Here is a 19,274-nt window from a genome sequence, read left to right on the forward strand (position 1 = left end):
GTGCCCCCGCAACGCTAGGTGCCGAATCCGCCGCCTACAGTGGGCGACCGCCCGACTACTGAAGTATGTCCCACGTCCACCGCCTGCGCGGTTTCCTTCCCCAGGGACTTGTCTCCCGGCGGATTCTTTCCATCCGCCTTAGGTAGACGCGTATTACTCACGAAAGGTTCGAGGCGATCCATTTACCGATACGCCGGATGAGTTCGGGGCTGGCGGCCGACTCGGCGTGCCCGTAGCCGGGCTCGATCCACAGTTCCTTGGGCTCGCGTGCCCCGGCGTAGAGCTGGTGGGCGTGCTCCAGCGGGAAGAAGGCGTCGGCGTCGCCGTGCACGATCAGCAGCGGCGCGGGCGAGACCAGGGCGGCGGCCTCGTGCGGCGGCATCGGGATCGGGTCCCACGGACCCCCGGCGATCCTGGTGCGCTTGGCCACCTTGGCGGCGAACCTGCCGAACGGCCGCTCGATGGCCCAGTGCACCTGGCGCATGGGCTTGGTCCCCCGGTAGTACCAGCGGGCCGGGCCGCTGACCGCCGCGACCGCGTCCACGCCGCCGCGCAGCGCCGCGTGCCGTACGGCCACCGCCGCGCCCATGGAGAAGCCCACGACCGCGATCCGCCGATAGCCGACCACCCGGGCATGCCGTACGGCGGCCTCCACGTCGAGGATCTCCAGGTCGCCCACGGTCGTCTCACCCGCCGACCGCCCGTGGCCGCGGAAGTCGAACGCGAGCACGCCGCCGTACCCGCTGAGCACGTGCGCGATGCGGCGGGCGGTGCGCTCGCGCCACGATCCGGTGAAGCCGTGCGCCATCACGATCCCGACGTCGCCGGCGGCCGAGGGGGTGTGGGCGGCGTCGATGCGGACACCGTCCTCGGTCCTGAGCATCACCGGGAAATGTGGCGCGAAAGGCATGGATACCAGCTTAAGTGGGGTCAGATTCGAGACCGTGCTCGGTGGCCCACACCGCGATCTGGGCACGGGAGGCGAAGCCCAGCTTCTCCATGATGTTGGCGACGTGCCGGGCCACCGTGGCCGGGCTGATCACCAGCTTCAGGGCGATGGCCCGGTTGCTCAGCCCGTGCGTGAGCAGCGCGGCGATCTCCACCTCCCGCCCGGTCAGCCCGCCGTGCCGCACCCCCGGCAGCGGCCCGGTCGTGCACGACGGGACGTCCTGGTCGCGGTCGAGCACCCGCCCGGCCACCTCCTCGGGCGACTGCCGCGCCCCCTTGGCCCACAACGACGCCACCCGGCCCTCGCCGAGCCCGCCCCTGGCCAGCGCGAGGATCTGCTGGATCCGGCCCGGGACGCCGTACTGGCCGATGGCCTCGCGCAGCGCGGTCGCGGCGGCGGCGGCCAGCACCGCGCCCTCCAGATCGCCCTGCTCGGCCGCCAGGGCCGACACGGCCATGAGCGCGCGCACCACGCCCCTGCGCTGGCCGGTCCGCGTGCTCAGCGCCAGGCTCTCGGCCAGGTGCCGCCGGGCGGCCGGGTAGTCGTGCATCCTGGCCGCCACCCTGCCCAGCTTGGCCTGGCAGCGGGCCAGCTCGACCCGGTTGCCCATGTCCTCCAGCAGGGGCAGGGCCGAGGTGTGGCAGGTCATGGCGGCCTCCAGGTCGCCGGCCGCCTCGGCCACCGCGCCGAGATGGGTCAGCGCCCTGGCCAGCGTCCAGTGGTGTCCGGCCTCCCTGGCCAGGGCCAGCGCCTGTTCGCCGCGCCGCCCGGCCTGGCGGAGCTGACCGCGGAAGAGCGCCAGGTTGAGCTGGGCGATGCGGACCGTGGCCAGGTTGAACGGGTCGTCGTGCGCGGTGGCCGCCACCTCCAGCTCCTCCAGGTAACGCAGCGCCTTCTCGCTCTGGCCGGTACGGAAGAACACGGCCAGCGCCACGCTGTAGGTCACCCCCAGCCAATGGGTGTACGGATGCCTCTTCTGCTCCTCGATCCCCTGCACGACCAGCTCCTCGGCGCGGGCCAGCTCGTCACAGATCTCCAGCCCGTACGCCAGCCCGCCCTTGGCCACGGCGACGACGTCCGAGGGCACCCGTGACAGGTCGAGGGCGAGCAGGCCGACGTGCCAGCCGACGGTCTCGCCCAGCTCACCGCGTACGGCCAGGATCGCCAGGGCGGCGCGGGCCAGGCGCAGCCCGAGCACCGGGTCGGCCGACTCGACCGCCCGGTCGACCGCGGCCCGGCAGTCGTCCAGCAGCGCGCGGCCCCTGGTGAAGTGGGGGACGCGGGCGGCCCAGGGCAGGCGCGGGTGGAGCGCGCCGGCCTCGTAGCAGTGCTCCATCTCCTCGCAGACCACCCGCAGGTGCCGGTCGCGCAGCCGCGCGGACTCCCCGGCCTCGGCCAGCCGCTCGGCGGCGTACTGCCTGATGGTCTCCAGGAGGCGGTAGCGCCCGTCGTGGTGCAGCACCAGGGACTTGTCCACCAGGCCGCTGAGCAGGTCGAGCAGTTCGGCCCTGCGCACGATGCCGCCGTCGGCGCACACCCGCTCGGCCAGGGCCAGGTCGAACAGCCCGGCGAAGACCGACAGCCGGCGCAGCAGCACACGTTCCTTGGGCCGCAGCAGGTCGTGGCTCCACTCGACGGTGGCGAGCAGGGTGCGCTGACGCGCGGGCGCGGTACGGTCGCCCCTGGTCAGCAGGGTGAACCGGTCGCCGATGCGGTCGGCGATGCGCCCGGGGCTGAGCAGGCTCGTACGAGCCGCCGCCAGCTCCAGCGCGAGCGGCAGGCCGTCGAGGGCCCGGCACAGACGGACGACGTCGTCCATGCTGCCGGTCACCGAGCGGGCCCCCGCCGCCAGCGCCCGTTCCACGAACAGCGACACGGACTCGGCGTCGGGACGGTGGTCGTCGGGCAGTTCGAGCGGCGGCACCCGCCAGACCAGCTCGCCCGGGATGTGCAGCGGCTCCCGGCTGGTGAGCAGGAAACGCAGCTCGGGGCAGTCGGCGATCAGGCCGGCGACCAGCTCGGCGCAGCGGTCGACCAGGTGTTCGCAGTTGTCGAGCACGATCAGCGCCCTGGCCTCGCGCAGCCGTACGCGCAGGCCGTCGAGCAGCCGCGCGGGCGTCTCGTCGCGTACGCCGAGCACCCCGGCCATCTCGCTGACGATCAGCGCGGGGTCGGCGAGGCGGGCCAGCTCGACCAGCCATACGCCGTCGGCGAAGCCCGGCGCGGCCCTGGCCGCCACCCGCAGCGACAGGCGGGTCTTGCCGATGCCGCCGACGCCGCTGAGCGTGATCACCCGTTCCTCGTGGACCAGAGCGCTCAGCTCGGTCACGTCGCGGGCCCGGCCGACGAAACGGTTGGGCTCTGCGGGCAGGTTGTGCGTAAGTGGCGGAGTCATGTCGGTGCCCAGGGTCAGCGGAGGATCACATTTCCGCTAGTCTCCACTGCCGGCCGGCCCGGCGCGGTCACTTTCCGTTGACTGTTCATGACTCTTCGGATACGGATGTCGTCCGCTCAGGTCGGCGACGCTCATCACGATCCGCACCCGCGACTCCTCGGCGGCCTCCAGCGCCGCCGGCACGTCGGAGATCATCACCCGCGCGCCGCTCGCGGTCATGCGCTCGCCGAGCCCGGCGCGGTCGAGGTCGACGGGCACCGGCCACACTACGCCGCCCGCGGCGATCACCGCGTCGGCCGCCACCAGCAGGTCGGGCCCGACCGGCAGGCAGACGAGCACCGTGTCGCCGGCGCGCACGCCTCTGCGCCGCAACTGGACGGTCGCCACCGCCGACCGCTCGTTCAGTTGCTTCTCGGTGAGCTTCAGGCCCGTGCCGAAGTCCACCATGACGATGTGCTCATCCATGACGCCCACGGTAGGGATGGGGGCACGTACGTACATGGCGCGGAATATGCAGATCCTTATGCAGATGCGCCGGGCTGCTCGGCGGCCCACACCGCGATCTGCGCGCGGGAGGTGTACCCCAGCTTCTCCATGATGTTGGCGATGTGCCGGGCGACCGTCGCGGGGCTGATCACCAGTTCCTCGGCGATGGCCCGGTTGGACAGGCCGCGGGTGAGCAGGCCCGCGATCTCCAGCTCGCGGGCGGTCAGCAGCGAGTGCCGTACGGGCTCGGCCGGGGGCGGCGGCGCGGACCGCTCCCCCTCCAGCACCTGGCGGGCGGCGTCGTAGGGGCTCATCGCCCGGCCGCGGGACCACAACGAGGTGGCACGGCCCTCGCCGAGCTTGGCGCGGGCACGCGAGAGCAGCTCCTCGATCCTGGTCGTGACCGACTGCTGGCCGATCGACTCGCGCAAGGTGGCCGCGGCCGCGGCGGCCAGCACCGCGCCGTCGAGGTCGCCCTCGTGCTCGGCCAGCACCGACAGGCCCACCAGGCACCGGGCCACGCCCTGCCGCTGGCCGGTCTGGCGGCCCAGCGCGAGGCTCTCGGCCAGCCGTTCCCTGGCGGCGTCGAACTCGCCCAGCATGGCCGCGACCCGCCCGGCCCTGGCCAGGCAGCGCGCCAGCTCCGAATCGCTGCACAGCTCGCGCAGCCACGGGACGGCCAGCTCGTACTGGGACCTGGCGGTCTCCAGGTCGCCGCGGGCCTCGGCGACCGCGCCGAGCTGGGCGGCCATCCTGGCCATGAGCCAGCGGTGACCGTGCTCGCACGCCCGGGCCAGGGCCTCGTCGCCGAGCCGCTGGGCCTCGCGCAACCGGCCCCTGGTCAGCGCCACCGCCGACAACCCGGCCAGCCCCGCCGCCTGGTTCCAGGCGTCGCCCGACTCGTCGGCGTCGGCCAGGCCGCGCTCGGCGTGGTGCAGCGCCTCGTCGGCGCGGCCCATGCGCAGCAGCACGATGACCATGAGGCTGTGCATGACGCGGCGGGTGAACGCGTTGCCCTCGCCCAGGCCCGCCAGGCTCTCCGTGGCCACCTCCAGCGAGCGGCCGAGCTCGTCGCGGGCCTCCAGCCCGTAGGCGAGGTACGCCTTCGCCTGCGCGATCTGCTCGTCGGGAACGAGTTCGAGGTCGAGCGAGAGCAGCCGCTCGATCCAGCCGACGATCTCGGTCAGGTTGCCGGCGATCGGCAGCAGGGCGGTGCTGGCGGCGCACAGGCGCAGGCCGAGCTGCACGTTGCCGGACCCGGCGGCCCAGTCGAGGGCGGCCCGCTGGTCGTCGAGCAGCCGTTTGCTCGCCATCAGGCACTCCAGCCGCTCCGGCCAGGGCACGCCGGGCCGTACCGTCTCGGCCGCGAAATGGCGTTCCTGAAGGTCGCACAGGACGGTGAGGTGCCGCTCGCGCAGGACCTCGCGCTCACCGGCCCGCTCCAGCCGCTTCATCGCGTACCGCTTGATCGTCTCCAGCATCCGGTAGCGCCTGCGTTCCTCGTCGCACAGCACGAGGGACTTGTCGACCAGGCCGCCGAGGAGGTCGACGATCTCGGCCCTCATGATGGGACGCCCGGCGCAGACCTGCTCGGCGAGATCGAGGTCGAAGTCGCGGGCGAAGACCGACAACCGGCGCAGCAGCACCTGCTCCTTGGCCGACAGCAGGTCGTAGCTCCACTCGACGGTGGCCAGCAGCGTGCGCTGCCGCGCCGGAGCCGTACGGCCGCCGGTGGTCAGCAGGGAGAATCGGTCGTCGAGCCGGTCGGCGATCTGCCCGGGACTGAGCAGGCTCGTACGCGCCGCCGCCAGCTCCAGCGCCAGGGGCAGCCCGTCGAGCGCCTGGCACAGGCGGACGACGGCGGGCAGGCTGCCGTCCCCCAGCCTGGTGCCGGCCGCGGCGGCGCGGTCCATGAACAGCTGCACCGCCTCGGCGTCGGCGTAGCCCATCTCGGGCAGGTCGAGCGGCGGCACCCGCCAGATCAGCTCGCTCGCGATGCGCAGCGGCTCGCGGCTGGTGGCCAGGATGCTCAGCCGGGGACAGCAGGCGATCAGCTCGGCGGCCAGCTCGGCGCAGCCGTCGACCAGGTGCTCGCAGTTGTCGAGCAGCAGCAGGCAGCGCAGGTCGCGCAGCCTGGCGGTGACGGTGTCGAGCAGCGGCCGGCCGCTCTCCTCGCGCACCCGCAGCACGCGGGCGATCTCCTGGACGATCTGCTCGGGACGGCCGACCCTGGCCAGCTCGACCAGCCAGACCCCGCCGGGATAGGCGCCCACCAGCCCGGCGGCCACCCGCAGGGCCAGCCGGGTCTTGCCGATGCCGCCCACGCCGCACAGCGTGACCACGCGCGTCTCGCCGAACAGCCCGCGCAGGTCGTCGAGGTCGCGTTCGCGGCCCACGAACCGATTGGGCTCTGCCGGAAGATTGTGCCGGGGAGACTCTGGCATGTGTTCACCCTGCGTCGCCGAAGGATCACACTCTCCCACAGTGTCGCACTTTTCACAGGCCAAGCGAGCTGACGATCGCCCTTTCGTCCACAACGCGCAGACTGGGGTCGCCCAGCAGCCGCCTGGCCACGTCGTACGGCGCCACGACCATCGTGGCCCCGCGTTCGGCGGCCAGCACGCGGCAGCCGATGACGGTCGGCTCGTTGGCCGCGATCACCACGTGGGCGCCCGACATCACGGCCAGGTCGAGCACCCGTAGCCCTTTGACCAGGTCGCCGGCCACGTTGACGACGACGTCGTCCTTGCCGATCACCAGCCGGGCGGCCAGGTTGCGCAGGTCGGCGGCCAGCTCGTCGTGGTCGAGGACGCGCCCGGCGCCCAGCGCCAGCGCCGCCCCCGCCAGCGGGCCGAACTCCAGCGGGCTCGCGTTGAGCAGCCCGGCGAACGGGAACGCGCCCGGTGTGGGACGGAAGGCGTAGACCCGGTCCGCGGCGGCCACATCGGCGTCGTGACGGCCCAGGGTGATCATCATGCGGGCCGGGCCGGCGCCTCTCAGCACGGCGATCCCGCCCGCCCAGGCCACCGCGTGGACCGCCACCGGCAGCGCCGCGCCGAGCGGGAGGTCGATGAGGACGCGGTCGCCGGCGGTCAGCCCGTCGCGGCGCAACCCGGCGGCCGCGCGGGTGACCCGCCTGGCGAACTGCGCGTACGACAGTACCTCGCCGGTCCTGACGTCGCTCACCGCCGGCTGGTCGCCCTTGCTCGGTGCCGAGCCCATAACCAGCTCTGTCCACGTCATGACGACAATGTAGGGATCGGGACGGCTCCTGCCATGCACACAAATGTGCAACCTGCTATGTACGTCCCGGCTCGCGCTCGTACAGCTTTGTCACGCATGCGGGAATCAGACGCGCGGGCCCAGGCGTTCCACCCTTAGAGCGCTGTCGTTCGTGCCCGTCCCCGGCAGTGCGATGCCTCTCGGCAACGACGAGGACGCCTGGGCTTACGCCCTCTGTCACCTTGTCCCGCTCTTGCCACGAGAGGGGATCAACTAGACTTGGTGGGTCGCGACTTCGCGCGGCCGCCCCCACGACACAGAGCGAGAAGTCATCATGCCTTTGAACAGCCGCGACGACCTGCGGAACATCGCGATCATCGCGCACGTCGACCATGGCAAGACCACATTGGTCGACGCCATGCTCTGGCAGTCCGGGGCCTTCCGCGCGAACCAGGACGTCGACGACCGGGTCATGGACTCCAACGACCTGGAGCGCGAGAAGGGCATCACCATTCTCGCCAAGAACACCGCCGTCCAGCACGGCGGCATGACCCTGAACATCATCGACACCCCCGGCCACGCCGACTTCGGCGGCGAGGTCGAGCGCGGCCTTTCCATGGTCGACGGTGTGGTGCTGCTGGTCGACGCCTCCGAGGGTCCGCTGCCGCAGACCCGGTTCGTGCTGCGCAAGGCCTTCGCCGCCAAGATGCCGGTCATCCTGTGCATCAACAAGGTCGACCGCCCCGACGCCCGCATCAAGGAGGTCGTCGACGAGGTCTACGAGCTGTTCATGGACCTCGACGCCACCGAGGAGCAGATCGACTTCCCGATCGTCTACGCCTCGGCCAAGGCCGGTCGCGCCTCCATGAACCGTCCCGAGGACGGCGGCATGCCCGACTCGGAGGACCTCGAGCCGCTGTTCGACATCATCAAGTCGACGATCCCGGCCCCCACGTACGACCCCAACGCGCCGCTCCAGGCGCACGTCACCAACCTCGACGCCTCCTCCTACCTGGGCCGCATCGCGCTGTGCCGGATCCACCAGGGCGTCATGCACAAGGGTCAGCAGGTGGCCTGGTGCCGCACCGACGGCACGATCCAGAAGGTGAAGATCACCGAGCTGCTGATGACGGAGGCGCTGGAGCGCAAGCCCGCCGAGCAGGCCGGCCCCGGCGACATCATCGCGATCGCGGGCATCCCCGAGATCATGATCGGCGAGACGCTGGCCGACCCCGAGGACCCGCGCCCGCTGCCGCTGATCACCGTCGACGAGCCCGCGATCTCGATGACGATCGGCACCAACACCTCGCCGCTGGTCGGCAAGGTGAAGGGCTCGAAGGTCACGGCCCGCATGGTCAAGGACCGGCTCGACAAGGAGCTGGTCGGCAACGTGTCACTGCGCGTGCTGCCCACCGACCGTCCCGACGCCTGGGAGGTGCAGGGGCGCGGTGAGCTGGCGCTGGCCATCCTCGTCGAGCAGATGCGCCGTGAGGGCTACGAGCTGACCGTGGGCAAGCCGCAGGTGGTCACCAAGACCATCGACGGCAAGGTGCACGAGCCGGTCGAGCGCCTGACGGTCGACTGCCCCGAGGACTACCTCGGCGCGGTCACCCAGCTCCTGGCGGTGCGCAAGGGCCGCATGGAGCACATGACCAACCACGGCACCGGCTGGATCCGCATGGAGTTCGTGGTCCCGGCCCGCGGCCTGATCGGCTTCCGCACCGAGTTCCTGACCGAGACCCGCGGCACCGGCCTGGTCCACCACGTGTTCGACTCCTACGAGCCGTGGTTCGGCGAGCTGCGCACCCGCAACAACGGCTCGCTGGTGGCCGACCGGTCGGGCCCGGTGACCGCGTTCGCCATGCTCAACCTCCAGGAGCGAGGCACGCTGTTCGTCTCGCCGACCACCGAGGTCTACGAGGGCATGATCATCGGTGAGAACTCGCGTTCCGATGACATGGACGTGAACATCACCAAGGAGAAGAAGCTCACCAACATGCGCTCGTCCACGAGCGAGGAGACCGAGAAGGTCATCCCGCCGCGCACGCTGTCGCTGGAGCAGGCGCTGGAGTTCATCCGCGAGGACGAGTGCGTGGAGATCACGCCCGACGCGGTCCGCATCCGCAAGGTCGTGCTCGACGCCGCCACCCGGGGCCGCGCCGCGGCCCGCGCCAAGCGCGCCTGATTCGTTCTCCGCTCGTTCGGAACCGCGTGTCACTTTTCCGGTGGCACGCGGTTTTCGTGTCAGGAGAGTCTGTCAACGGCAGCCCTGCGCACGTGCGATGGAACGTTTCTCCCGTGCCGCGCTGTAAAGAAGGGCTGTTATGGGAGCAGCTGTAATGACACCGTGACCCTACGCCATAGAACATTTCGGCTGTCAAGAGAATCATCCCCATTGTGGGTAAGCTCCGGATGGCAATCTCATTCGGGCTGGCTCTGGTGTCGTTCGGGGCGATTGTTTGGTGCACCATCGCAGCCAGACCCGTGACCGGGTCCGAGGGACCCAAGAGCACCGTCGTGACCAACCCGTGGGCGGCCGCCGCCGCCCGCGCCGATCCCGCCGTCGGCTGGGCCCGCACGGCCACCACCGAGGTCTCGCTCACCCGGGCGCGCACCGCCGATCTCGGCGCCGTGCCCAAGGGGCGCATCGATCCCCGGCAGCGCCAGGTCAGGATCACCGTCAGACATCGGCTGGGCATGCGTCCCGACGATCCGCTGGCCGAGGCGCTGCGCCGGGGCGGCGGCTTCCCCGGCACGCTCCAGCAGGCGACCGACTCCGCGTTCGGCGCGCTGAAGGTGGACGGCCAGAGCCTGGCGCCCACCACCCGGCTCGCGCCGGTCGTCGTCTCCTCGCCGAAGCAGGTCACGGCCGAGTTCACGGTGACGCTGCTGCGCCAGGTCAAGATCGAGGAGCTGCTGCGGTTCGACTTCACCGCGCCGACCGCGTTCCCGCTGATCGTCGTGGTCCGTACGGTCACCGTGCTGCCCGGCGAGTGGGCCGTGCTGCGCGTCGAGGGCATCCAGCCGGAGCGGCAGGAGAGCGAGCTGATGCGGTTCTCCGTCGGCGCCTACCCGGTGAGCATGACGCTGGCGCCCGACTCCTACGGGTTCCCGGACGTGGCCGAGGAGGACGACTTCTCGTGGGCCACCGCGCTCGGCGTGCTCACGGCGTGCGCGCTGGCGGTGTTCCTGGTGCGCTCACTCGGCCTGCGGTGGTGGCAGCGGGTGCCCAACCGGGAGCTGGTCATCGCCCTGGCCATCGCCGCGCCGGCCCTGCTGATCCCGCTGGTCGCCGAGGAGTGGTCGCCGGTCGCGTACGTGATCCTGTTCGTCGCGGTGCCGGTGATGGCGGTACGGCACGCCGGACGGGTGTTGCCCACCAGCCCACCGTGGACCGTCCGCGACCTGCTCACGGTGACCGGGCTCGGCGTACTGGTCGGGATCGGCATGCTGAGCTGGTCGTGGCTGCACGGCCAGCTCCCCGGACGCACGCTGCTGACCGGGGCCGCGCTCGCGGCCCTGTCGGCGGCGGGCGCGGCGATCGGCTTCAGCCTCGACCTCGGGGTCAGGCCGGTGGTCGTCCGGCTGGCCGCGTTGTGGGCCGAGGCCGCGATCGGGCTGCTGGCCCTGGCCCTGTGGTCGCGGGCGCTGCTGAGCGGCGTCTACCCGCCCGACAGCGTACGCCTGGTGCTGGCGCTGAGCTGGGCGATGATCCCGGTCGCTGCGGTGGCCGTGGCGACCAGGCGGTGGAGCCGCGGCGCGGTCGTGGGCGCGGTGGTGGTGAGCCTGCTCGTGCAGGGCTGGCCGACGGAGTGGCTGGACGCCGGGTCGTGGAGCCTGGCCGTGCCCCGCGCGGTCGTCCCGACGATCGGGACCCTGCCGCTCGACCCGCTGGTCCGCGGGGTGCTCGGGCTGCTGCTGCTCGGGTTCGTGATGCTGGTGCTGCGGCTCTGGCGGCTGGGTTGCCAGGTGTCGGCCGTGCGCAACCCGGCGGCCGAGTCGACGATGATCGTGGTGCTGATGGTGCTCTACATCACGCCCGGCGGCAGCACGACGCTGGCCGACATCGACGTGCCGCTGCCGTTGCTGGCGATCACCTCGATCGTGGCCTGGGTGACCGCCCGCTGGCTGCTCACCGGGCCGCGTACGGTCGTCGTCGAGCCGGACACGCAGGAGGAGCACCGGCAGTTCATCAGGGCCGCCCTGCACAAACGCCTGCTGCTCCTCGCCGAGCAGGAGTTGTACCGCACGGGACGGACCAGGCTGGGCGCGGACATGTCGATGGAGGAGTTCGACCAGCGGCGACGGGCTCTGGAGTCGGCGCTGCGCGAGCACGGACGGCACCCCGAGACCGCCTTCGCCACGGCGGCGGGCTGCACTCCGTGGCACAACGGCCTGTCGGCCTTCACCGTCAGCCTGCTGCTGAGCCTGCCCTTCGCGCTGGTCTTCGGCTGGCCGGAGGGCACGGACCTGACCGGTTTCCTCTTCGACGGCCGCTACCTGCTCACCCTGCCCGCGTTCGGCTTCCTGTTCGGCTACTTCTACCCGCGGGTACGCGGCACCCAGCCGATGACCAAGGCGCTGCACCTGGCCGCCGCGGCCCTGCTGACCAGCCTGGCCGGGTATCTGTCGACGCTGGTCGAACCGGACATCGGGGCCTTCGACAAGGCGCAGGTCGTGGCGATCGTGGTGGGGCAGGTGATGATGGTCTGCGTCGGGCTCGGGCTGTTCTGGGAGTGGCGGATCATGCACCTGGCCGACGAGCCGTGGGCCCGGGTGCGCAACCTGCGCAGCGTACGCAGCCTGGCCGCGCCGGCGCTGGCCCTCGTGCTCGCCGCGGGCACGACGGCGGCCAGCTCGGTGGCCGGGCAGACGGTCGACCGCATCCTGAAGGGGGACCAGGTCACGACGGGCCAGCGATGAGCCTCACCGGCGCGGCAGCTCGCTGCCCCTGACGTGCGCGCACTGCCATTCGACCAGCGCCGCGCAGTCGCGCCAGACCCGCTCGACGCGCTCGCGCACCTCGGCCGTGTGCACCCACGGCTCCGGCTCGTGACGCACGCCGGCGAACAGCGACTTGTGGCGCAGCAGCTCGATGCGCGGATGGTCCTCGCCGAAACCGCGCGGCTTGGTCTTCAGGCACTCGCCGCCGATCGTGTAACCGGCGTCGGCGAGCTTGGCGACGATCGACTCCAGCGGCTTGCCGGTCAGGTCCTCGTCCACCGCCGCGCGGTAGCGGGCGACCTGGTCGGGGGCCTGGGTGTAGCGGCCGCCGGCGGCGTACAGGCCGGCCGCGCTGATCTCGACGTAGAAGCCGATGCCGGGCATCAGGTCGACGAAGGCGCCCTGGTGCGTCTTGTACGGCGTCTTGTCCTTGGAGAAGCGCACGTCGCGGTAGGGCCGGAAGAGCTGGGCCGGGCCGAACTCGGCCGCCAGCTCGTCGGTGAGCTCCGTCATGGGCGCGCGGACGGCGTCCTCGTACAGGTGCTTGTTGCGGGTGAAGTAGGTCTTGGAATTGTCCGCCTCAAGGCCCTCGTAGAAGATGAACGCCTCGTCGGGGAAGCCGGTGAAACCCATGGCCCAAGAGTGCCATGCCGCTCATCGTGCGGTGTACGTGCGGCCCGGCGCGGGGGTGCGGCCGTACAACTCCGAGACGGTCACGAACGTGAAGCCCTTCCTGGAGAGCGTGTCGAGCACCTTCGGCACGGCCTCGACCGTCGTGGGGTGGATGTCGTGCATGAGCACGATCGACCCGGCCTTGGCGGTGGCGGCGGCCCTGACCACGGCCTCGGGCCTGCGGTGCAGCCAGTCGAGGGTGTCGACGTCCCACAGGATCTGGGCCAGGCCCTCGCGGCGGGTCTCGGCGGCGACACGGTCGTCGGTGCTGCCGTACGGCGGGCGCATCATCCGCATCCGGACCCCGGTCAGCCGGCGGACCAGCTCTTCGGTCTGGCCCAGTTCGTGCCGCACCCCCTCGGGCGACAGGCCGGTCAGCGCCGGGTGGGACCAGGAGTGGTTGCCGATCTCATGGCCCTCGTCCACGATCCGGCGGGTGAAGCGCCCGCCCGGGTCGGCGGCCACCATCTGCCCCAGCACGAAGAACGTGGCCCTGACCTCGCGTTTGTGCAGCAGGTCGAGCAGCTTGCCGGTGTAGGGGCCCGGACCGTCGTCGAAGGTCAGGGCCACACACTTGATCCTGCCGCAGTCGTACCTGCGGCGGCGCGGCCAGTCGGCCTGCTGCGCCACCAGCCGTTTGGCCAGGGTCTCGGCGCTGACCCGGGGCCGGACCACGGCGGCCTGCCGGCGTGGCACCGGTTGCGCGGCGCAGCCCGCCAGAACGAACAGAACGATCGGCAAAGCCCAAATGCGCATGTTTTCCCCCGAAACACCGCACGCGGGGGCCTTACGGATAGTCCTGGACCGGTCTCCCCCGTAGTTCCCTGGCCAGGTCGTCCCACCAGGGTGGGATGTCCGCGTGCAGCTCCTTGTAGCGGCGCGCCACGCGCATGGCACATCCAACCGGATCCGTACCCAGATGACGACGTTTAACCGGACCTTCCTGCCAACGGTAAAAACCATCCCGGTAGTGCACGACGAGACCGATCCAGACCGAGATGGTCGCTCCGTCGCCCACCTCGTACGCGCTGGTGACACCCAGCCCGTGCAGCTCCGCCTGGAGTTTCTCCGCCGCCGCGCGGGCTTCGGTCACACGCCACCCCCTGCCGACGTTTCCGTACACAAACGATGTACCCAGCAACGGGCATCAGCCGTCCAAGACATGGAGTAATCATGAAACTCCGGGGGGTCATCCGCAGGCCGTTCGACGTTATTGGTCCGGCGCCTCGCGTGGCTCGGCGACCACCATCACCAGCCGGAGCTCCCGCTCGCCCGCGTTGGCGTAACGATGCGGGCGGTCGGCCGTGAACAGCACGGCCGACTCCGCGCCGATCACGTGGCTCCTGCCGTGGACGGTGAGCGTCAGCTCGCCCTCCAGCACGGTCAGCATCTCGCGGGTGCCCGGCGGATGGGCGTCGCCGTCGTGGTGCTGACCAGGGCCGAGCCGCCAGTCCCACAACTCCAGGATCATCGGCGAGTCCGCGCCGACCAGCAGCTTGGCCTGCACGCCGCCCTGGTCGAAGGTGACCACGTCGCTCTTGTCCACGACGCGGACCATGGGCACGTCGGAGACCTCGACCAGCCGGGCCACCGTGACGCCGAGCGCGGAGGCGATCCGGGTGAGGGTGGACACGCTGGGGTTCGTCCGCCCCTGCTCGACCTGGACGAGCATGCCCCTGCTCACCCCCGACCTGGCGGCCAGCGCGTCGAGCGTGAGGCCGCGGTGGGAGCGCTGGGCGCGCACGTTGTTCGCGATGGCCCGCGTGATGGTCTCCGGATCTTCCATGCGGTGCAGTGTAGTGAATGGGTTGTGCATTCTGTTGCACCCTATATGTTGTACTAACAGTGCATTCTGTTGAACCAAGGGAGGCGACGTGACCGCGGTGATCCTCGCGACCGCCTGCGCGGTGGTCTACGGCACGGCCGACTTCTTCGGCGGCCTGGCCACCAAGCGTTCGCAGGTGCTCTCGGTCGTCGCCCTCTCCCAGATCGCCGGCCTGGCGCTGATCCTCGTGCTGCTGCCCGTCCTGCCGGGCGTGCTCGGCGGCCCGGCCCTGTTCTGGGGGCTGCTGGCCGGCCTGTCGGGCGCGGCGGGGCTGGCGCTGTTCTACCGCGCGCTGGCCACGGGCGTGATGTCCGTGGTCGCGCCCACGACCGCGGCCACCTCCGCGGCGCTGCCCGTCCTGTACGGCCTGGCCACCGGCGAGCGCCCGCACTTCTGGGCCCTGGCCGGGGTCGTGCTGGCGCTCGGCTCGATCCTGCTGATCAGCCAGGACAACTCGGGCGGCGCGGGCGGCTCGTTCGGGTCGGTACTGGTCTCCCTGGCCGCGGGAGCCGGTTTCGGCGGGTTCTTCATCCTGCTGGCGTTGGCGCCGTCCGAGGCGGGCCTGTGGCCGCTGGTCGGCGCCCGGCTGTCGTCGGTGACCGTCGTGGCCCTGCTCGCCCTGCTCACGCGCCGCTCGCTGCGGCCCGGCCCGGGGTCGCTGCACATCATCGTGGCGGCCGGCGCGCTCGACATGGCGGCGAACGTGCTCTTCCTCCTGGCCCAGCGGCAGGGCCTGCTGAGCCTGGTCGCCGTACTGGTCTCGCTCTACCCCGCCAGCACCCTGCTGCTGGCCCGGCAGGTGCTCGGCGAACGCCTGCGGGCCGTCCAGGTGGCCGGGGTGGCCTGCGCGCTCGGAGCGGTCACTTTGATAGCCGTTGCACAGCCCGGCTAGCCCTTGCTACGTTTCGGCCGTGCGCCGTGAGCGGGCACAGTCGCTGAAGCACGTCGCGGTACCGTACGACTCGGATCGGGCCTTCCTCGACCTCGTCGTGCCGCGCGTGCGCGCCGCGCTGGACGAAGACCAGCGGGTGCTGGTGATCAACCGTCCCAGCCGGCTGGCGCTGCTGGCCGAGGCCCTCGGCGGCGACGCGCGCCGCATCGACAGCCGCCCCTCCAGCGCCTGGTACGGCCACCCCCACCGGATGCTGGCCGCCTACCACGAGTACACCCGCGGCCGGCCCACGCTCGTCGTCGGCGAACCCGTCTGGACCGGCCTGAGCGAGCCGCGCGTCCAGGACCTCATCCGCTACGACTCGGTCATCAACGCCGCCCTCGCCGCGGCCCCCCTCGTCATGATGTGCCTGTACGACCAGCGCCACGTCCCCGAGCCCGTACGCGAGCTGACCCCCGTGGTCCACCCCCTGCTGCTGGGGGCCGGGGGCGAGACCGCGAGCAGCCTCTTCGTCGAACCCCACGACCTGGTGCTCGACGGCGACCACGCGCCGTTCCCCGAGCCGGGCCCGGGGGCCCACACCGTGCGCTTCACCGCCCGCGAGCTCAAACGCCTGCGCCAGACCGTCGGCGACTACGCCAGGACGGCCGGCATGGACCGCAACCTCATCAGCTCGCTGGTGCTGGGCGTCTCCGAGGTCGCCGCGAACTCCATAGAGCACGGCGCGGGCTTCGGCACGATCACGATGTGGGTGGAGGACCGCGAGCTGGTCTGCGAGATCGCCGATCCCGGCGGCGCCCTCGACGACCCCCTGCCGGGCTACATACCACCGGAGCCCGAGTCCCCACGGGGATACGGGCTCTGGATCAGCAGGCAGCTCTGCGACCGGGTACGGCTACGCCACGAAGGCGGCGTGTCCCGCGTCCGCCTCCACCTGTCCCTCGACTCGGCGACGTCCTTCTAGGCCGTCAGGCCGCGGCGCGCGGGGCAGGAAGGCGTACGGCGCCCTCCTCGCGTGCGTAGTCCTCCAGCATGCCGCGGAGCTGGCGGCGGCCGCGGTGGAGGCGGGACATCACGGTGCCGATGGGCGTCCCCATACGCTCGGCGATCTCCTTGTACGCGAAGCCCTCGACGTCGGCCAGGTAGACGGCCACGCGGAAGTCCTCGGGCAGGGAACGCAGGGCGTTCATCACGACGCTGTCGGGCAGCCGGTCGAGCGCCTCGGTCTCGGCCGAACGCAGGCCCGTGGAGCTGTGGGACTCGGCGGCGTGGAGCTGCCAGTCCTCGATGTCCTCGGCGGCCGACAACTTCGGCGAGCGCTGCTTCTTGCGGTAGTCGTTGATGAAGTTGTTGGTGAGGATCCGGTGGAGCCACGCCTTGAGGTTGGTGCCCTCACGGAACTGGTGATAGGACGTGTACGCCTTGGCGACGGTCTCCTGCACCAGGTCCTCGGCGTCGGCGGCGTTACGGGTCAGGCGCATGGCGGAAGCGAACAGCTGCGACGTCACGGGCACGACATCGCGCTCGAACCAGTCCTGACGCTGCTCATCGGTCATAGTGATCAATTTCATTCCCCCTTGCGCTATCCCCCGTTCGGCACAAGCCGCCTGACAGCATTCCTCATCCTCGCAACTCCCGAGTAAGGGGGGCGTTAGGAGAGTTCGCCTAGGTCAGAAGGGGTTTCAGTCCATCTGGCTCGCGGCGTGCGTGGTCACGTCCACGGCCGGACAAGTCTCATTATCATAACACTAGCCACCCAATATCGTAGGAATAGTGGTCAGAGTCACAGGGGATAGCGTATGGACATGGAGTTTGTGGACCGTCACGACACTGGGACACGCCGTTGGGTGGCGGAGGCCATCCGCAAGGTGGAGGCCGACGCCAACCGGAGTTGTGATACGCACCTGCACGTCTTTCCGCTTCCCTCGCATTGGGGGGTAAACCTCTACCTGAAAGACGAATCGGTGCACCCAACCGGTTCACTCAAACACCGGCTCGCCCGGTCCCTCTTCCTCTACGGCCTCGCCAACGGCTGGATCGGCCCGGCCACCACGATCGTGGAGGCGTCCAGCGGCTCGACCGCGGTCAGCGAGGCGTACTTCGCCCGGCTGCTCGGGCTGCCGTTCATCGCCGTCATGCCCGCGTCCACGTCGCCGGAGAAGTGTCACCTCATCGAGTTCTACGGCGGAAAATGTCATCTCGTCGCCGACCCTGGCGCGATCTATGAGGAATCTCACCGTCTGGCCGCCGAGACCGGGGGCCACTTCATGGACCAGTTCACCTACGCCGAACGCGCGACCGACTGGCGCGGCAACAACAACATCGCCGAGTCGATCTACTCCCAGATGTCCATGGAGCCGCATCCCGAGCCCGCCTGGATCGTCGTGGGCGCCGGCACCGGCGGCACGTCCTCCACGATCGGCCGCTACATCCGCTACCGCCGCCACCCCACCCGCCTGGCCGTCGTCGATCCGGAGGGCTCGGCGTTCTATCCGGGCTGGGTCTCCGGCGACCCGTCGGCCACGGCGTCCGGGTCGCGGATCGAGGGTATCGGGCGTCCCCGGGTGGAGCCCTCGTTCCTGCCGAGCGTGATCGACCGCATGATCGCCGTGCCCGACGCCCGTTCGATCGCCGCCATGCACTGGACCCGCGAGGTCACCGGCCTCGACGTGGGCGGCTCCACGGGGACGAACATGGCGGCGTGCGTCGATCTCATCAGGGAGATGCGCGAGGCGGGCGACCAGGGCAGCATCGTCACCCTGGTCTGCGACCGCGGCGACCGCTACAAGGGCACCTACGACAACCCGGAATGGCTGGCCGGCCAGGGGCTGGACCTCGAACCCCACCTGGCCGGCCTGCGCGCCTTCCTGCCGCGCTGAGCGCGGGTCAGGCGGTGGGCTTGGCCGGGTCGACCGAGAAGATCCCGGCCAGGTCGTCCAGCATGGCGTGGGCGCCCTGGATGCCCACGGCGCTCATCCAGGTCAGGTCGCTGACCTCGTGCTTGTCGCCCTTGAGCCGGCCCCACAGGGGGTTGCCGACGAACTTCTCCTTGGGGCCGTCGCTGGCCGGGTCGGGGTAGGTGGCGACGAAGATGCGGTCGGCGTCCAGGTCGGCGATACGCTCCTGGCTGACGTCCACGGCGATGGCGTCGTCCTTGGTCGGCTGGCCCTGCGGGCGCGGGAAACCGACGTCCTTCAGCACCACGCCGGAGTAGGACTTCTCGACGTAGAGCCGGACCGTGGGCTCACCGGCGAAGCGCACGATCGAGATCGTCGGCAGCGTCCCGCCCTCCTTGGCCTTGATCGCGGCCCCGATCTTGCCCGCGCGCTCCTCGAACGCCTTGATCCTGGACTCGGCCAGCGCCTCCTTGCCCAGGGCCCGGCCCATGAGCCGCAGGTTGTCCTTCCAGATGGCGCCGGTGGTCTCGCTGAAGACCGTGGGAGCGATCTTCGACAGCTTGTCGTACAGGGCCTCGTGCCGGACCTTGGCCGACACGATCAGGTCGGGCTTGAGTGCGGCGATCTTCTCCAGGCTCGGCTGCTCCAGCGTCCCGACGGGGGTCGCCTCCTTGCCGTACTGGGCGGCGACCGGGCCGAGGTAGTCGGGCAGCTTGGTGTCGATCGACCGGTACGTGGTGTAGCCGATCACGGGGGTCTCCAGCGTGAGCACGGCGTCCACGAAGCTCTGGTCGAGGGCCACGACGCGCTTGGGCAGCCCGGAGATCGCGGTCGAGCCCATGGCGTGCTCGATCGTCCTGGAGGCCGCCGCGGACGAGGGTGTGGCCGAGGGCTCCGTCGAGCCGCACGCGGCCACCCCCGCCACCAGCAGTACACCGGCCAGCACCCGCCACGCTCTCATCGGAACCCTTTCTCGAAGTAAGGCGAACCTA

At 70.9% G+C, this 19,274-nt stretch carries 16 protein-coding genes; 5 read left to right on the top strand and 11 right to left on the bottom strand.

Features of this window, described 5'->3' with window-relative positions:
- Nucleotides 1-157: 157 nt before the first annotated feature.
- The 5 genes from DMB42_RS23345 to DMB42_RS23365 are packed head-to-tail and all read right to left on the bottom strand — an operon-like array spanning nucleotide 158 to nucleotide 7,073.
- Nucleotides 158-910 (bottom strand): alpha/beta hydrolase, encoded by a 753-nt coding sequence (locus tag DMB42_RS23345; protein ID WP_260477885.1) that lies wholly within the window; start codon nucleotides 908-910, stop codon nucleotides 158-160.
- Nucleotides 911-920: 10 nt separating this feature from the next.
- Complete coding sequence (locus DMB42_RS23350) at nucleotides 921-3,344, bottom strand: LuxR C-terminal-related transcriptional regulator (protein ID WP_125637115.1); 2,424 nt, start codon at nucleotides 3,342-3,344, stop codon at nucleotides 921-923.
- Nucleotides 3,345-3,380: 36 nt separating this feature from the next.
- Nucleotides 3,381-3,809 carry an AMP-binding protein gene (locus tag DMB42_RS23355; RefSeq protein ID WP_185844823.1) on the bottom strand — a complete coding sequence of 143 codons (429 nt, stop codon included), beginning with the start codon at nucleotides 3,807-3,809 and terminating at the stop codon, nucleotides 3,381-3,383.
- Between the two features lie 56 nt (nucleotides 3,810-3,865).
- Entirely contained in the window at nucleotides 3,866-6,274 is a 2,409-nt protein-coding gene (locus DMB42_RS23360; RefSeq protein WP_185844824.1) for a LuxR C-terminal-related transcriptional regulator, read from the bottom strand.
- 52 nt (nucleotides 6,275-6,326) lie between these two features.
- Nucleotides 6,327-7,073, bottom strand: a complete 747-nt coding sequence (locus DMB42_RS23365; RefSeq protein ID WP_125637118.1) for an AMP-binding protein — start codon at nucleotides 7,071-7,073, stop codon at nucleotides 6,327-6,329.
- 313 nt (nucleotides 7,074-7,386) lie between these two features.
- Between DMB42_RS23365 and typA the strand changes: the two genes are divergently transcribed.
- Together typA and DMB42_RS53390 are read left to right on the top strand one after the other, a co-directional pair.
- Nucleotides 7,387-9,237: a translational GTPase TypA gene (gene typA, locus DMB42_RS23370; protein ID WP_125637119.1), complete on the top strand. Its 1,851-nt coding sequence runs from the start codon at nucleotides 7,387-7,389 to the stop codon at nucleotides 9,235-9,237.
- 299 nt (nucleotides 9,238-9,536) lie between these two features.
- Entirely contained in the window at nucleotides 9,537-11,975 is a 2,439-nt protein-coding gene (locus DMB42_RS53390; RefSeq protein ID WP_185844825.1) for a hypothetical protein, read from the top strand.
- Nucleotides 11,976-11,978: 3 nt separating this feature from the next.
- Here DMB42_RS53390 and DMB42_RS23385 read toward each other — a convergent pair whose 3' ends face one another.
- The 4 genes from DMB42_RS23385 to DMB42_RS23400 form a co-directional block, all read right to left on the bottom strand.
- Nucleotides 11,979-12,629 carry a DUF2461 domain-containing protein gene (locus DMB42_RS23385; protein WP_125637121.1) on the bottom strand — a complete coding sequence of 217 codons (651 nt, stop codon included), beginning with the start codon at nucleotides 12,627-12,629 and terminating at the stop codon, nucleotides 11,979-11,981.
- A 21-nt stretch (nucleotides 12,630-12,650) separates the two neighbouring features.
- A complete protein-coding gene (locus DMB42_RS23390; RefSeq protein ID WP_185844826.1) occupies nucleotides 12,651-13,424 on the bottom strand; it encodes a polysaccharide deacetylase family protein in 774 nt (257 codons plus the stop codon).
- A 31-nt stretch (nucleotides 13,425-13,455) separates the two neighbouring features.
- Nucleotides 13,456-13,761, bottom strand: a complete 306-nt coding sequence (locus tag DMB42_RS23395) for a hypothetical protein (RefSeq protein WP_125637122.1) — start codon at nucleotides 13,759-13,761, stop codon at nucleotides 13,456-13,458.
- A gap of 117 nt (nucleotides 13,762-13,878) precedes the next feature.
- Nucleotides 13,879-14,454 (bottom strand): cupin domain-containing protein, encoded by a 576-nt coding sequence (locus DMB42_RS23400; protein WP_125637123.1) that lies wholly within the window; start codon nucleotides 14,452-14,454, stop codon nucleotides 13,879-13,881.
- Nucleotides 14,455-14,542: 88 nt separating this feature from the next.
- Between DMB42_RS23400 and DMB42_RS23405 the strand changes: the two genes are divergently transcribed.
- Nucleotides 14,543-15,385, top strand: coding sequence for a DMT family transporter (locus DMB42_RS23405; protein ID WP_125637124.1), 843 nt, complete (start codon nucleotides 14,543-14,545; stop codon nucleotides 15,383-15,385).
- A gap of 19 nt (nucleotides 15,386-15,404) precedes the next feature.
- Nucleotides 15,405-16,349 carry a sensor histidine kinase gene (locus DMB42_RS23410; RefSeq protein ID WP_185844827.1) on the top strand — a complete coding sequence of 315 codons (945 nt, stop codon included), beginning with the start codon at nucleotides 15,405-15,407 and terminating at the stop codon, nucleotides 16,347-16,349.
- Nucleotides 16,350-16,353: 4 nt separating this feature from the next.
- Here DMB42_RS23410 and DMB42_RS23415 read toward each other — a convergent pair whose 3' ends face one another.
- Nucleotides 16,354-16,941, bottom strand: a complete 588-nt coding sequence (locus DMB42_RS23415; protein ID WP_229823670.1) for a sigma-70 family RNA polymerase sigma factor — start codon at nucleotides 16,939-16,941, stop codon at nucleotides 16,354-16,356.
- A gap of 249 nt (nucleotides 16,942-17,190) precedes the next feature.
- Here DMB42_RS23415 and DMB42_RS23420 point away from each other — a divergent pair, with 249 nt between their 5' ends.
- Nucleotides 17,191-18,264, top strand: a complete 1,074-nt coding sequence (locus DMB42_RS23420; protein WP_125637126.1) for a PLP-dependent cysteine synthase family protein — start codon at nucleotides 17,191-17,193, stop codon at nucleotides 18,262-18,264.
- Nucleotides 18,265-18,271: 7 nt separating this feature from the next.
- On the opposite strand, the gene DMB42_RS23425 is transcribed toward DMB42_RS23420, so the two are convergent.
- Nucleotides 18,272-19,243: an ABC transporter substrate-binding protein gene (locus DMB42_RS23425; RefSeq protein WP_125637127.1), complete on the bottom strand. Its 972-nt coding sequence runs from the start codon at nucleotides 19,241-19,243 to the stop codon at nucleotides 18,272-18,274.
- Nucleotides 19,244-19,274 lie beyond the last annotated feature (31 nt).

Origin of the sequence: Nonomuraea sp. WAC 01424 (assembly GCF_003947315.1) — a bacterium.
Taxonomy (GTDB): domain Bacteria; phylum Actinomycetota; class Actinomycetes; order Streptosporangiales; family Streptosporangiaceae; genus Nonomuraea; species Nonomuraea spiralis.

Excerpts from the sequence above, each read along its gene's own strand:
- DMB42_RS23345 (WP_260477885.1), bottom strand. The coding sequence starts at position 910 with ATGCCTTTCGCGCCACATTTCCCGGTGATGCTCAGGACCGAGGACGGT.
- DMB42_RS23350 (WP_125637115.1), bottom strand. The coding sequence starts at position 3,344 with ATGACTCCGCCACTTACGCACAACCTGCCCGCAGAGCCCAACCGTTTC.
- DMB42_RS23355 (WP_185844823.1), bottom strand. The coding sequence starts at position 3,809 with ATGGATGAGCACATCGTCATGGTGGACTTCGGCACGGGCCTGAAGCTC.
- DMB42_RS23360 (WP_185844824.1), bottom strand. The coding sequence starts at position 6,274 with ATGCCAGAGTCTCCCCGGCACAATCTTCCGGCAGAGCCCAATCGGTTC.
- DMB42_RS23365 (WP_125637118.1), bottom strand. The coding sequence starts at position 7,073 with ATGACGTGGACAGAGCTGGTTATGGGCTCGGCACCGAGCAAGGGCGAC.
- typA (WP_125637119.1), top strand. The coding sequence starts at position 7,387 with ATGCCTTTGAACAGCCGCGACGACCTGCGGAACATCGCGATCATCGCG.
- DMB42_RS23385 (WP_125637121.1), bottom strand. The coding sequence starts at position 12,629 with ATGGGTTTCACCGGCTTCCCCGACGAGGCGTTCATCTTCTACGAGGGC.
- DMB42_RS23390 (WP_185844826.1), bottom strand. The coding sequence starts at position 13,424 with ATGCGCATTTGGGCTTTGCCGATCGTTCTGTTCGTTCTGGCGGGCTGC.
- DMB42_RS23400 (WP_125637123.1), bottom strand. The coding sequence starts at position 14,454 with ATGGAAGATCCGGAGACCATCACGCGGGCCATCGCGAACAACGTGCGC.
- DMB42_RS23415 (WP_229823670.1), bottom strand. The coding sequence starts at position 16,941 with ATGACCGATGAGCAGCGTCAGGACTGGTTCGAGCGCGATGTCGTGCCC.
- DMB42_RS23420 (WP_125637126.1), top strand. The coding sequence starts at position 17,191 with ATGGAGTTTGTGGACCGTCACGACACTGGGACACGCCGTTGGGTGGCG.
- DMB42_RS23425 (WP_125637127.1), bottom strand. The coding sequence starts at position 19,243 with ATGAGAGCGTGGCGGGTGCTGGCCGGTGTACTGCTGGTGGCGGGGGTG.